Origin of the sequence: Corynebacterium afermentans subsp. lipophilum (assembly GCF_030408375.1) — a bacterium.
GTDB lineage: Bacteria > Actinomycetota > Actinomycetes > Mycobacteriales > Mycobacteriaceae > Corynebacterium > Corynebacterium lipophilum.
In genome coordinates this window covers 1,835,620-1,848,489 of record NZ_CP046530.1, presented here as the reverse complement: position 1 = coordinate 1,848,489, position 12,870 = coordinate 1,835,620, and the positions used below count along the sequence as shown (strand labels likewise).

Annotated in this window: 12 protein-coding genes, 2 tRNA genes and 1 pseudogene; 10 read left to right on the top strand and 5 right to left on the bottom strand. The window is 63.0% G+C overall.

The genetic code is table 11. The annotated features are described in order from the left end of the window. Positions 1 to 25 precede the first annotated feature (25 nt). The 4 genes from CAFEL_RS08860 to lptM are packed head-to-tail and all read left to right on the top strand — an operon-like array spanning position 26 to position 2,534. Positions 26 to 793 (top strand): MBL fold metallo-hydrolase, encoded by a 768-nt coding sequence (locus tag CAFEL_RS08860; RefSeq protein ID WP_194559780.1) that lies wholly within the window; start codon positions 26 to 28, stop codon positions 791 to 793. Between the two features lie 22 nt (positions 794 to 815). Further along, positions 816 to 1,544 carry a ribonuclease PH gene (gene rph, locus CAFEL_RS08855; RefSeq protein ID WP_194559779.1) on the top strand — a complete coding sequence of 243 codons (729 nt, stop codon included), beginning with the start codon at positions 816 to 818 and terminating at the stop codon, positions 1,542 to 1,544. After that, positions 1,538 to 2,137, top strand: a complete 600-nt coding sequence (gene rdgB / locus CAFEL_RS08850) for an RdgB/HAM1 family non-canonical purine NTP pyrophosphatase (RefSeq protein ID WP_194559778.1) — start codon at positions 1,538 to 1,540, stop codon at positions 2,135 to 2,137. The genes rph and rdgB overlap by 7 nt, the downstream gene beginning before the upstream one ends. Positions 2,138 to 2,159: 22 nt before the next feature. After that, a complete protein-coding gene (gene lptM, locus CAFEL_RS08845) occupies positions 2,160 to 2,534 on the top strand; it encodes an LPS translocon maturation chaperone LptM (protein WP_194559777.1) in 375 nt (124 codons plus the stop codon). Between the two features lie 56 nt (positions 2,535 to 2,590). Here the strand turns inward: lptM and CAFEL_RS08840 are convergent, their stop codons facing one another. Together CAFEL_RS08840 and CAFEL_RS08835 are read right to left on the bottom strand one after the other, a co-directional pair. Then, positions 2,591 to 2,968 (bottom strand): DUF3817 domain-containing protein, encoded by a 378-nt coding sequence (locus CAFEL_RS08840; RefSeq protein WP_194559776.1) that lies wholly within the window; start codon positions 2,966 to 2,968, stop codon positions 2,591 to 2,593. Further along, the gene (locus CAFEL_RS08835; protein ID WP_194559775.1) at positions 2,965 to 3,417 is read right to left on the bottom strand and encodes a hypothetical protein; all 453 of its coding nucleotides are present in this window, start codon (positions 3,415 to 3,417) and stop codon (positions 2,965 to 2,967) included. Before CAFEL_RS08835 ends, CAFEL_RS08840 begins: the two co-directional genes overlap by 4 nt. Before the next feature lie 146 nt (positions 3,418 to 3,563). Here CAFEL_RS08835 and CAFEL_RS08830 point away from each other — a divergent pair. From CAFEL_RS08830 to CAFEL_RS08825, 3 genes and pseudogenes are all read left to right on the top strand, one after another. Continuing rightward, positions 3,564 to 3,645 (top strand) — tRNA-Leu (locus CAFEL_RS08830). A 307-nt stretch (positions 3,646 to 3,952) separates the two neighbouring features. Further along, positions 3,953 to 4,564 (top strand): annotated as a pseudogene (locus CAFEL_RS11260) (thioester domain-containing protein); the annotation flags it as partial. A 222-nt stretch (positions 4,565 to 4,786) separates the two neighbouring features. Beyond that, positions 4,787 to 9,406, top strand: coding sequence for a VaFE repeat-containing surface-anchored protein (locus CAFEL_RS08825; RefSeq protein WP_290171994.1), 4,620 nt, complete (start codon positions 4,787 to 4,789; stop codon positions 9,404 to 9,406). A 127-nt stretch (positions 9,407 to 9,533) separates the two neighbouring features. Here the strand turns inward: CAFEL_RS08825 and bcp are convergent, their stop codons facing one another. Further along, entirely contained in the window at positions 9,534 to 10,019 is a 486-nt protein-coding gene (gene bcp / locus CAFEL_RS08820) for a thioredoxin-dependent thiol peroxidase (protein WP_194559773.1), read from the bottom strand. Positions 10,020 to 10,104: 85 nt separating this feature from the next. On the opposite strand from bcp, the gene CAFEL_RS08815 reads away from it, so the two are divergent. The 3 genes from CAFEL_RS08815 (at position 10,105) to CAFEL_RS08805 (ending at position 12,020) form a co-directional block, all read left to right on the top strand. Beyond that, positions 10,105 to 10,380, top strand: a complete 276-nt coding sequence (locus CAFEL_RS08815) for a DUF3618 domain-containing protein (RefSeq protein WP_034998105.1) — start codon at positions 10,105 to 10,107, stop codon at positions 10,378 to 10,380. Positions 10,381 to 10,406: 26 nt separating this feature from the next. After that, positions 10,407 to 11,276 carry a class F sortase gene (locus tag CAFEL_RS08810; protein ID WP_228496195.1) on the top strand — a complete coding sequence of 290 codons (870 nt, stop codon included), beginning with the start codon at positions 10,407 to 10,409 and terminating at the stop codon, positions 11,274 to 11,276. Between the two features lie 99 nt (positions 11,277 to 11,375). After that, positions 11,376 to 12,020: a DUF305 domain-containing protein gene (locus CAFEL_RS08805; protein WP_228496194.1), complete on the top strand. Its 645-nt coding sequence runs from the start codon at positions 11,376 to 11,378 to the stop codon at positions 12,018 to 12,020. Positions 12,021 to 12,026: 6 nt separating this feature from the next. Here the strand turns inward: CAFEL_RS08805 and CAFEL_RS08800 are convergent, their stop codons facing one another. After that, entirely contained in the window at positions 12,027 to 12,593 is a 567-nt protein-coding gene (locus tag CAFEL_RS08800; RefSeq protein ID WP_194559772.1) for an isochorismatase family protein, read from the bottom strand. A gap of 163 nt (positions 12,594 to 12,756) precedes the next feature. Next, positions 12,757 to 12,829 (bottom strand) — tRNA-Lys (locus tag CAFEL_RS08795). Positions 12,830 to 12,870 lie beyond the last annotated feature (41 nt).

The following is a 12,870-nucleotide window of genomic DNA, read 5'->3' as shown; positions in this document are numbered from 1 at the left end:
GCGCCATTCATGGCAGAGTATGTCCATGCAGTTGACCATCCTCGGGTGCTCTGGGAGCCTGGCCGCGCCCGGTAACCCAGCTTCCTCCTACGTCATCTCCGTGCCTGGTGAAACGGATGTGGTGATGGATTTCGGTCCGGGAGCGCTCGCCGCCATGCAGGAGCGGTTCGACCCGTCTGCGGCGCACGTCATCTTCAGCCATCTTCACGCCGATCACTGCTCGGACTTTCCGTCGCTGCTTGTGTGGCGCCGTTACCACCCCACAGCCCCGGCGAAGCAGCGCCACAGGCTGATCGGCCCCTCGTACGCGCCGGAACACCTGGGCCGCATGAGCGCGGACGCGCCGGGGGAGAAGGACGACTTTTCGGACACCTTCGAGTTCACCACCTGGCGCACCGGGCAGCCGGAGCGGCTCAGCGAGCTGACCATCACCCCGTTTGATGTGGTCCACCCGGCGCAAGAGTCCCACGCGCTGCGCATCGAGGACGCCTCCGGCAAGGTCGTTACGTTTTCTGGGGACTCCGGGTTCACGCCAACGCTTATCGACGCCGCCCGCGCCGCCGACCTCTTCCTGTGCGAAGCCGCCTGGGGCGCGACCTCAGAGGGCAAGGCTGAGGGCATGCACCTGTCTGGCATGGAGGCCGGCCGCATCGCCCGCGAGGCCGGGGTAAAGACTCTGGTGCTGGTGCACGTCCAGCCGTGGACCGACCCGGAGGAGGTCCTCGCAGCCGCCCGCACCGAGTTTGACGGCGAGATTGTCCTGGGCACCGCCGGTGCCACCTTCGAGCTGTAGGCGCCTGCGTTACGCTTGGGGCATGACTGATTTTTCGCGCCTGGACGGCCGCGCCTTCGACCAACTGCGCCCTGTGCGCATCACCCGCGGCTTCACTTCCAACCCCGCCGGCAGCGTGCTGGTGGAGTTCGGCAACACCCGTGTGATGTGCACCGCCTCCGTGGAGGAGGGCGTGCCCCGTTTTAAGAAGGATTCAGGCGAGGGCTGGCTGACCGCCGAGTACGCCATGCTGCCTTCCGCAACGCATGACCGCATGCCGCGCGAGTCCATGAAGGGCAAGGTCAAGGGCCGCACCCACGAGATCTCGCGCCTGGTGGGCCGCTCCCTTCGCGCAGCTGTGGATCTGAGCCAGCTCGGTGAGAACACCATTCAGCTCGACTGTGATGTGCTGCAGGCGGACGGCGGCACCCGCACCGCCTCCATCACCGGCGCGTACGTCGCGCTCGCGGACGCCATCGCGGTGCTCAAGGAGCGCGGCGTAGTCCCGGGCGAGCCGCTGCTCAAGCCGATTGCCGCCGTCTCCGCCGGCATCATCGACAGCCACGTGTGCCTGGACCTGCCCTACGAGGAGGACTCCCGCGCCGAGGTCGACCTGAATGTGGTGATGCAGGAGGGCGGCAACTTCGTGGAGATCCAGGGCACCGGCGAGCACGGCCTGTTCGGCCGCGAGCAGCTCGGCGAGATGCTGGATGTCGCGGCCAAGGGCTGTGACGAGCTCATCGCAGCGCAGAAGGCGGCGCTGGGATGGTAAAAGTTCTCGTCGCCTCAAGGAACCAAGGCAAGGTCCGCGAGCTCGAGCAGGTGCTCCGCGAGCTCAACATTGAAGGGGTGGAGCTTGTTTCGCTTCACGACGCTCCGCCGTACCCCGACCCCGTCGAAGACGGCCTCACCTTCGTGGACAACGCCCTATTGAAGGCCCGCGCCGGAGCAAAAGCCACCGGCTTGCCCTGCGTTGCCGACGACTCCGGCCTGACCGTGGAAGCGCTCAACGGCATGCCGGGCATCCTGTCCGCCCGTTGGTCCGGCAACCACGGCGACGATCAGGCCAACAACGAACTGTTGCTCGCCCAGATGACGGATATCAACGAGCGAGCCGCCGCGTTTGTGTCCTGCTGCGCCCTGGCCGCACCCGACGGGCAGGAGTTCACCGCCGAGGGGCGCTGGGAGGGCGAGCTGCTCCGCGAACCGCGCGGCGAGCACGGCTTCGGCTACGACCCGCTCTTCCTGCCCGCCGACGCCGACGGCCGCTCGTCCGCGGAACTCACGCCTGAGGAGAAGAATGCCCGCTCCCACCGCAGCAAGGCGCTACGCGCGCTCGCCCCGCACATAGCGGCGCTGAAGTGACGCAATTCGTTACAGTGTGCTTATGAAGAAAACGATTGCACTTGTAGGAACTGTTCTCGCTTCCGGCGCGCTGCTCACTGGCTGCGGCCAGAAGGGCGATTTCGACGGCGAGTGGACCGGCGACGTCACCGCCACCCAGGAAGGCAAAGGCGGCGGCCACGCCACCATCACTATCGACGGCAAGGACTGCGACTGGCAGATGACCGAGACCGACGGCGAAACCAACGAGGCGAACTGCCTGCGCGACGACAAGGAGTTCAAGCTCGAGGATCCGCTGACCCACCAGGACCTGAAGTACGACGCCGAGCGCAGCGGCGACACCCTCACCCTGAGCCCGCAGAACGACCCGGCGGAAAAGGTCGGCGTGATGGTGCTGACCAAGACCACCGAAAAGTAAACCGGCTCCGACAGCGCAAAACCCGGCAGGTTTCCCTGCCGGGTTTTGTCTTGTGTTTAGGGGAGTTGGAACTTCTCCGTGACTTCCTTGCGGCGCTTGGCTTCTACAATGAAAGACATGAATGGCACAACGCCGGACATCGCGGTGGTGATCCAGGTGCCGGTGGACCAGCGCGCTTTAGAACCGAGGTTCAGCGATGCCATCAGAAACGCGACGAACGCGAAGCCGTGCACGCGGGCTACCCAGGACAAGTAATCGACGTTCATGTCAAGGCCGTACTGCATGATCATGCGGGTAATAAGCAGGAGGAACAGCACACCAGTGATCCACGCGGTGATAGTGAAAAGCGTGAGCGCCTGCTTCACGCGACGCTGGCGTTCCGGGTGGATCTTCACCGGCTGAGCCGGCTGGGTCTGCGTGTTGGGCTGCGTCATGCTGATTCACCTTTATCTTCAGTGTTGGGTTTTCGGCGCGGTGCCACGAGCTCGTTGTATTCCTCCACGTCCAGCTCGGGGCGAGAGGGGAGGAAGTCCTCGTCGATTTCCGTGGGTTCCTTTACCTCGCCGTATTTAGCAAGGTCGGCCTCGTAGAGGTCGTCCATGGTCAAGCCGGCGTTTTCGGCGTCGATCTTGTCGTTTTCCATGCGCATACCCACGCGGTAGGCGTAGATGAAAAACGCCGCGAAGCACGGCCACTGCAGGGCGTAGCCCAGGTTCTGGAACGTGCCCGAGCCGGACTGGTAGCGGTGCCACTGCCAGCGCGCGAGCAGTAGGCAGGTCACCGCCGCCGCAATCAATAGCACGATGTGCCACCAGCGCACGCGGACGCGCTCGCGTTGGGGCACCGCATCGGTGCTCTCAACTGCCTTGTTCTCTTCGCTCACAGCTGGTCAGTCTACCCGGCAACCTTAAAAGACCAAACGAAAGTTTGAATGCCGTATTTCTGATTGCACCTTATTTATATGTCTCTCCAGACGGTCAGCTCCGGTTAACGTTTGCGGTGCACGACTGTGTAGTATTCCTCAACGACGCGCCCGTGGCGGAATTGGCAGACGCGCTGGATTTAGGTTCCAGTGCCTTATGGCGTGAGAGTTCAAGTCTCTCCGGGCGCACGGATCCTGTGGGGGTAGCGGGGGATTTGGGCTTGTGCCTTGTAGTTCGCGCATAGATTCAATTCGGGGTTACCTGGGGAGTTGGCATCTGGGTGTAGACCTTTCGTCGATATTGTGAAATCGACTTGTGCAGGTGCCGACCCTCCGGGTATCCAGGTGCCAAATCGGTTCCTGACTTTTCTTGCAGTCTTTTCTTGTAGAAACATCTAAACATGCGTATCGTTTGTTTGGGCTTGACGTAAACCACTAGTGCACGACTGGTTGCCTCGGCAGTTAGGCGGGTACTTCAATATGATGAGGAGAGGCAATGAAAAATGCTGCAGCTTCAAAACGAGGCTGGCGATTTATAATCACCGTACTGGCAATAGTTGCTTTGATCGCGGGCGCGGTTGGTCGACCGCCTCTTGCGAGAGCGCATTCCGTCACTCTGGGCGATGAACTTGAAATACAGGTAACTCAGGGTTCGAATGCAACCGATAAGTATATGTTTCCCGATGGGAAAATTCACGGAACCGGTTCAGGTTCAGGTGCAGTTTTGGTGGGGTTGAGTACTCCCTCCGCCACTAAAAATCCCGGAATGATGATGGGCACCAAGCGACTATGGGCTTACTGCATTGAGCCAATGGAACCGGCATCTTTGGGGCAGAAGGGTACTGTCACCAGCTGGGCAAATTATCGACCGGACAAAATGGACCACGGTCGTACGATGCCCAACTTCGAGAAGATTCAGTGGATCATCGAGAATGCCTACCCGAAAGTCAGCCGCGACGTAGATAATCCATCTGAGTTGACGGACAGGCCAAAGGAAGTCCAAGATCAGATTGTCGCTACGAATGCTGCGATCTTCTATTTCGCCACGGGTGCGGTTGCTCAGACGCTGGGCTCCGACGAGCAACGATTGTATGACTATCTTACGGGGCCAGCAAACACCGGGTTACCGGAGAACAACACGGCCAATCTTACGGGCAAGGTGTTCAAGAATTCTGCTGGCCAGGATATGGTGATTGTCGACACTGAGAACCCCTATGAGCAACCCTCCACCACTCCGGCGTCAACCACTCCAGCCACGACCGTGCCAGCTGTCCCGGAGACGTCTCCGGCGGTTAGTGAGCCGTCGACTGTTCCGACTACCGCGCCTATTGTGACCGAGGAGACTACGACGGTAACGCCGACTGTTACCGTGACTGCTCCTGCTACGACGACGACCCAGCCCGGCACTGTGGTTACGACGACCGCACCGGATGAGACCACCACGCAGCCGGGCAACGTGATCACCGAGACTCAGCCGGATGTGACCACCACGCAGCCGGGCAACGTGATCACCGAGACTCAGCCGGATGTGACCACCACGCAGCCGGGCAACGTGATCACCGAGACTCAGCCGGATGAGACCACCACGCAGCCGGGCAACGTGATCACCGAGACTCAGCCGGATGAGACCACCACGCAGCCGGGCAACGTGATCACCGAGACTCAGCCGGATGTGACCACCACGCAGCCGGGCAACGTGATCACCGAGACTCAGCCGGATGTGACCACCACGCAGCCGGGCAACGTGATCACCGAGACTCAGCCGGATGAGACAACGACCCAGCCGGGTACGACTGTCACGACGACGATGCCAGTGACCACTGTGACTGCTCCTGCGGTGACGACCACTGTTCCAGGCACGACTGTTGTGACAACTGAGCCGATCGTGACCACGACTGTTCCGGGTGCCACTGTTTCGGAGACTTTGCCGCTGGTTCCGGGCAAGCCGTCTGAGGAGTCGACTGCTCCGGGTACGACCACCACTGTCAAGCAGGGCTTCAACCCGAACCCGAACATCCGCACTCGTGCGGAGTTCAAGGACGGCGTGAACGTTGTTCAGAACGGCAGCACCGTTGTGGACACTGTGTACTACTCCGGTCTGATTGCAGGTAAGAGCTACACGTTGGATGCGAAGCTCGTCGATAAGCAGGACGCGAACAATGTCCTGGGTACCGGCGCTGTGACCTTCCCGGTTCCGGGCACCGAGGGCGAGCTGGCAAGCGGCAACGTCAACGTTGAAATCGCTGTGACCAACGCACCGAACCCGGTTCAGGCTGCGGTTGCATTCGAGCGTCTGACCTCTAAGGAAGTCAACGCTGCTGGCGAGGAGACCGACGGTAAGAAGGTCAACGACATCGCTCAGCATGAGGAAATCAACGACGAGGACCAGACGGTGCGCACCGTGTTTGAGCCGAGCATTGCGACCAACGCGAAGTTCGCAAACGGCTCGACTGAGGTTGTTGCTGGCAACACCGTGATCGACACCGTTGATTACAAGGGTCTGGTTCCGGGCAAGGAATACACCCTGTCCGCGCAGCTGATCAATAAGGCAGACGGCAAGACCGTTGTGGGCAACGGCACCAAGACCTTCACCCCGGAGACCACTGACGGTTCCGTTGAGGTCGAAATCAAGGTCAACGACGATGTCAACAAGCCGGTCAGCGCTGCTGTTGCCTTTGAGGAGCTGACCTCCACTGTCGTTGACAAGGCTGGTCAGGACAACCCGCAGGGTGGCGACACCCCGGAGACGTCCGACGACAACAAGATCGCTGAGCACAAGGACATCGACGACGCCAACCAGACTGTTGGTGCGCCGCACATCACCACTAACGCGAACTTTGAAAAGGGTTCGTCTGAGGTGATCAACGGTGCTGTGGTTGTGGACACTGTCACCTACGCCGGTCTCGTGCCGGGCAAGGAGTACACGCTCACCGCGCAGCTGATTGATAAGGCTGACGGCAAGACCGTCCTGGGCACCGGCACCGAGACCTTCACCCCGAAGGAAGCGAACGGTTCCGTTGACGTGGAGATCATCGTCGACAATGCTCCGGAAGGCCGTGTTGTCACCGCTGCTGTGGCATTCGAGGAACTGACCTCCAAGGTCGTCGACGCTGGCGGCAACGACAACCCGAACGAGGGCGGCAACAAGATCGCCGAGCACAAGGAGATCGACGACGAGGATCAGACGGTCCGTAACCCGAAGATTTCCACGAACGCCAACTTCGCGGGCGGTGCAAAGGAAGTCAAGAACGGCGTTGCCGTGGTTGACACCGTCACCTACGAAGGCCTCGTGCCGGGCAAGGTGTACACCCTGACCGCTGACCTTATTAATAAGGCAGACGGCAAGACTGTTCTCGGTTCCGGCAACAAGACGTTCATTCCGACTGAGCCGAACGGTTCTGAGGATGTGACCATCGTTGTCAGCAACGCACCGGAGGGCGAGACTGTCACCGCTGCTGTTGCTTTCGAGGAACTGACCTCCACGCAGGTTGACCGCGCTGGCAAGGACAACCCGAAGGGTGGCGACACCCCGGAGACGTCTGACGACAACGAAATTGCTGAACACAAGGACCTCGAGGATGAGGACCAGACGGTCGTGAGCGAGGAGACCCCGAAGACCTCCGAGCAGCCGACCCCGGGTACCTCGACGGAGGAGACCACCTCTGAGGAGCCGGCACCGACGACGACGATTCAGCTGATCCCGTCGACCGAGGCGACCCCGGAAGAGACCACCTCTGAGGAGCCGGCACCGACGACGACGATCCAGCTGATCCCGTCGACCGAGGCGACCGCTCCGACCACGGACGTGTGCAAGCCGGTCACGTCGACCACCACCGTTCCGGGCACCACTGAGCCGGGCACGACCGAGCCGGGGACTACGGTTCCGGGCACCACCGGTCCGGGCACGACGGTTCCGGGCACCACTGTCCCGGGTACCACGGTCGAGGAGTCCACGACTGAGGTGACCACGGTTCCGGAGACCTGCGCTTCCACGCCTGAGGAAGAGCCGACCCCGGAGACTTCCGGCGAGACCAGCACGGAGCCGACCGAACCGACTGCCCCGGAGACCTCTGAGGAGTCCACCACGACGGTTCCGGCTCAGCCGGGCACGTCTGAGCAGACGACCGAGCCGACGAAGGTGACCACCTCCGAGCAGCCGACGAAGCCGACCACTCCGGTGGTTCCGTCGAACACGACCACCCCGGTTGTGCCGCCGGTGGTCTGGTTCCCGAACCCGCAGATCGGTACGACCGCTGACTTCGCCAACGGTGCGAAGGGAGTTGTCTCCGGCACCGTGGTCAACGACACGGTTAAGTACCAGGGCCTGGTCCCGGGCAAGACCTACACGCTGACCGCTGAGCTGGTAAGCAAGGACGTCTACAACGAGCTGGTGAACCGCGACGCTTACGGCGACGCCATCATCGGCACCGGCACCAAGACCTTCACCGCGTCGGAGACCGGCAACGGCTCCGTGGTTGTGGAGATCCCGGTTGTAGAGGGCATCGACACCCCGGTCCGTGCGGCTGTCGCCTTCGAGACGCTGACCTCCACCGAGGTCGACCGCGAGGGCAAGGACAACCCGAAGGGCGGCGAGACGCCGAACGACGTCTCGGACGACAACCCGATCGCTGAGCACAAGAACATCAACGATCAGAACCAGACGGTTCGCAGCCCGAACGCTCAGGAGAACTCTGAGCCGTTCATCGGCACCAACGCGAACTTCGCGGAGGGCTCCGCCGAGGTTGTCGCTGGCGCCACCGTGGTGGACACCGTCCGCTACACCGGCCTGGTTCCGGGCAAGACCTACACCCTGACCGCGGACCTCGTTGCCAAGGGCAGCGGTGCCATCATCGGCCAGGGCGAGAAGCAGTTCGTCGCGTCCGAGAGCGGCTACGGTGCGGTCAACGTCGACATCACCGTCGCTTCCTGGGTGACCAACCCGGTCCACGCTGCAGTCGCCTTCGAGCGTCTCACCTCCGTCGAGGTTGACGCGCAGGGCAACGAGCAGCCGGCAGGCAACCGCGTGCCGCAGCAGATCGCCGAGCACCGCGACATCAACGATGCCGCGCAGACGGTGATCACCCCGGGTACCAGCGAAGGCCGTGACATCCCGGGTGAGCCGGGTGTGTCCACCAACGCTGACTTCTCCAAGGGCGCTGAAGTTGTCAACGGTGCGGTGGTGCGCGATGTGGTCAAGTACTGGGGCCTGGTCCCGGGCGCGACCTACACCGCAACCGCGCAGCTGATGGAACGCCTCGGCGAGTCCGCTCCGTACACCGAGGGCCGCGTGCTGGGTACCCAGTCCGTGACCTTCACCCCAGAGGCTGCATACGGCGAGATCGTGGTGGAGATTCCGGTGACCAACGCGGAGGGTGCTGTTGCAGCGGCCGTGGCGTTTGAGAACCTGACCTCCACCGAGGTTGACCGCAACGGCGACGAGAACCCGAAGGGTGGCAACACCCCGGATGACGTCACCGACGACAACCAGATCGCCGAGCACAAGGACATCAACGACGGCTACCAGACGGTCGAGACCAGCGAGGGCAACACCCCGCCGGCGGAGGAGACCACTCCGGCAACGACCTCCCCGGTCGCACCGTCCGAGGAGAACACCCCGGCCACCTCGACCCCGGCGCCGACCACTGTCCCGGCGGATGAGGAGGGCAGCTCGTCCGACTTCGACAAGAAGAAGCTGTGGTGGCTGCTGCTCATCCCGGGCCTGGGCATGATCCCGGCAGTGCTCGGTGGCGGCAATGGCTCGTCCAAGCCGGCACCGAAGCCGGCCCCGGCACCGCAGGAGAGCAAGCCTGCTCCGGCACCGTCCAACGAGCCGGCGCCTGCGCCGAACCCGGTGGGCAAGCCGGTCCCGGCTGACAGCCCGCGTGGCGAGATCAAGCAGATCCCGTCCGGCGGCACCGTCCTCGAGGCGGATATGCCGACCTACATCTAGGCGCTCTAGCGCCTAGGGGCACTGTCGCCGCCCGCACAAGGGCGGCGACGGGCATAGCCCACAGGGCATAACCGACAAGGCCCCGCACTCCCGATTGGGCGTGCGGGGCCTTTGGTCGTCGTAAAGCTTAAATGTTCCAGTCGCGCAGGATGCGGCCCACGTGGCCGGTGGCCTTCACGTTGTACTGGGCCGTCTCGATGGTGCCCTTGCCGGCGTCGTCCACGGACACCAGGAAGGTGGATCGGATCACGCCCTGAACCACCTTGCCGTAGTTGTTCTTCTCGCCGAACGCGCCGTAGGCCTCCAGGGTCTCCTTGGACGGGTCGGACAGCAGCTCCACTGCGAGGTCGTGGTCCGCGCGGAACTTCGCCAGCGCCTCCGGCTTGTCCGGGCTGATGCCGAGGACCTTCACGCCGGCGTTATCGAACTGGCTGAAGTTCTCGGTGAAATCGCATGCTTCGGTGGTGCAGCCCGGGGTGTTAGCGCGCGGGTAGAAGTACACGATCACACGCGAGCCCGCGAAGTCCTTCAAGGACACGGTCTCGCCACGGTCGTTGGACAGTGCAAAATCGGGGGCGGTATCGCCCTTGTCTAGGCGGATGGAGTCAGTCATACCACCCCGTTTTACACTAAGCTGATACCTCGGCGGCGGAAACGCCGAACGATAAAACTTTTAACAATCTGAGGAGCAATTTCCCATGGCACGTGACATCCACGACATCGAACGCGACCTCGAGCGCACCCGCAACCAGCTCGCCAGCACCCTGGACGAGCTCGCGGACCGTACCAACCCGAAGACCCTGGCCGGCAGCGCGAAGTCCGAGGCCGCCAACTGGCTGCAGGATCCCACTGTGCAGAAGGTCATCGGCGGCGTTGTTGCCGGTATCGCAGCCCTGATCAGCATCAAGGCGTACAACGGCCGCAAGCGCAAGAGCGAGCTCAAGGAGCTGCAGAAGCTCCTGGCCAACCGCTAATCGACGCCCAAAGGTAATCACCGCACATGTCCACCTCCATCTCCAGCAGCACCCCTGAGCCGGACCGCCCCGAATCAGGCCGCGGAAAGCACCGGCTCGAAGACCGGAACGACGAAAGGCTCGACGACGACGCGATGCCGCAGCGCCGTCGCTGGTGGCCGATCGTGGCCATCATCGCGATCGCGCTCGTGCTACTGCAGCTCGCGATCTTCGCGTTCCGCAACGACTCCGACGAGCCTGCGGACACCGACGCCGCCAGTGAGGCGCCGGTGGGGGAGAGTGTCGTGCCGTCGGAAGGCGGCGCCTCCGCGGGTGCGCCGGAGGATGAGCCGGACGAGCAGACCCCTGTGCCCACAGACGGCGGCTACGTCGACCCTGAGGGCGAGCAGGAGGTGCAGTACGAGGCCGCTCCGGGCCAGTTCCAAGGCATCGAGGGGATGGCGTTGAACGTCGGCGGCGACATCGCCGCGGTGGACCCGGTGCAGTTGACCGAAGCTGGCGCGCTGATCCCGCCGTCGGACGTGTCGCGCCTGGGCTGGTACTCCGCTTCCGCCGTGCCGGGCGCCGAGGGCGCCGCCGGGTCGTCGGTGATTACCGGCCACATCAACTACCAGGGCCAGGGCACCGGTTACGCCGCCCGCTTCGCCAACATGGCGGTGGGCGAGGAGTTCGACGTGCTCATCGACGGTACGCCGCGCACCTTCCGCGTCACTCAGGCGCCGTACCGCTTGCCGAAGGGCTCTGACTTCCCGCCCGAGGTCAACGACGCAACCGGCCCGAACCGGCTGGTGCTGATCACCTGCGGCGGCCAGTTCGTCGGCGGGGCGCTGGGCTACGCCGACAACATCATCACCATCGCCGAGCCGGTCGCGCCGCCCGCGCCGCCGGCGGTCTAGCGGAGTTTTCATTCCCACCGCGCCGATACGCTGCACAAAACGCAGTGTGTCGGCGCGGTTTTTGGGTTACGCTTAAACAAGAGCAGAAAGGGCATACCAATGACGAATGAATACGCGCAGCCTGCGCACGATCCGGAACTCGAAGAGATGCGCCCCAGTAAGAAACCGCTGTGGATCGCGGTTGCAGTGATTGCGGCGCTGGCGTTGACGCTCACGTTCGCGGGGCCGTCGCTACGCGCCGCGTTTACGCCCGAGACTTCCACCTCCGCGGACGGGGAGGCGGGCTACAACGACACCGACGTCCACTTCCTGGGCATGATGGTGCCGCACCACCAGCAGGCGATCGACATGTCGGACGTGCTGTTGGACTCGGACGTGGATGACGCCGAGGTCCGCGACCTCGCCCAGCGCATCAAGGACGGGCAGGAGCGCGAGAACGAGCAGATGCGCGCCTGGGCGGACGAGTGGGGCATTGACAAGGACATGGAGCACCACTCCACCCACATCGCCAACGGCATGTTCCCCCCGGAGCAGCTCGAGCAGTTCGAGGCGCTGCGTGGCGACGAGCTGCGCACCGCGTTTCTAGAGATGATGCACTTCCACCACAACCACGTGATCAAGATGACGCAGGACGAGGTGGACCGCGGCGGGTACGAGCCGCTGCGGGAGATGGCAAAGGAAATGATCGAGGTGCAAACCGCCGAGATGAGCGAGATGGAAGAGCTGCTCGGCTACACGCCGTAAGGTTGGCTAAACCAGTTCCGCGCCGGCGTCGATCATTTCCTGGAGGGCGTCGGCGCCGCGTTTATCGTCGACAGGCGAGCACATGCCCCGCAGCACCCTCACCTTGAAGCCTTCCTTGAGCGCGTCCAGGACGGTCGCGCGCACGCAGTGGTCGGTGGCGATGCCGCAGATATCCAGGTGGGAGACACCCTGCGCGCGCAGCCAGTCCGCCAGCAGCTCGTCGTTGCCGTTGACGCCCTCGAAGCCGGAGTAGGCGGCGGTGAAATGGCCCTTCTTGAAGAACTGGTCGATCAGATCGGTCTTCACTGGCCCGCGAAGCTGCGCGCCGTAGGATTCGGCCACGCAGTGCGGCGGCCACGAATCCACGAAGTCGGGTTCCTCTGAGAAGTGCGCGCCCGGGTCGATGTGCCAGTCCTGGGTGGCCACGATGCAGTCGTACTCGTGGGTGCGACAGTCCGCGGTGGAGATCAGTTCGGCGATTTTGGACGCCACCTCGTCGCCGCGCGCGGTGGCCAGGGCACCGCCGGGGCAGAAGTCGTTCTGCACGTCCACGATCACTAATGCTGTCTTCATGGGCTTAAGCCTACTCTCAGGAGGCAGGCAGTGGGTGCGATTCACCTTTCGTTCCCTGGCGGGGTGTGGCCTGCGGAAATGGACGTAGATGCTCCGCCAGGTTTTCCGCACAGAACAAAACGAGGCCAGCAGGTAATATTCCTGCTGGCCTCGCCGCATCTTGTGCGCCATCAGGGAATCGAACCCCGAACCCACTGATTAAGAGTCAGTTGCTCTGCCAATTGAGCTAATGGCGCGTATTTTGTTTTTCTCTGTTGCTCTCGGCAACGAAAAGAAA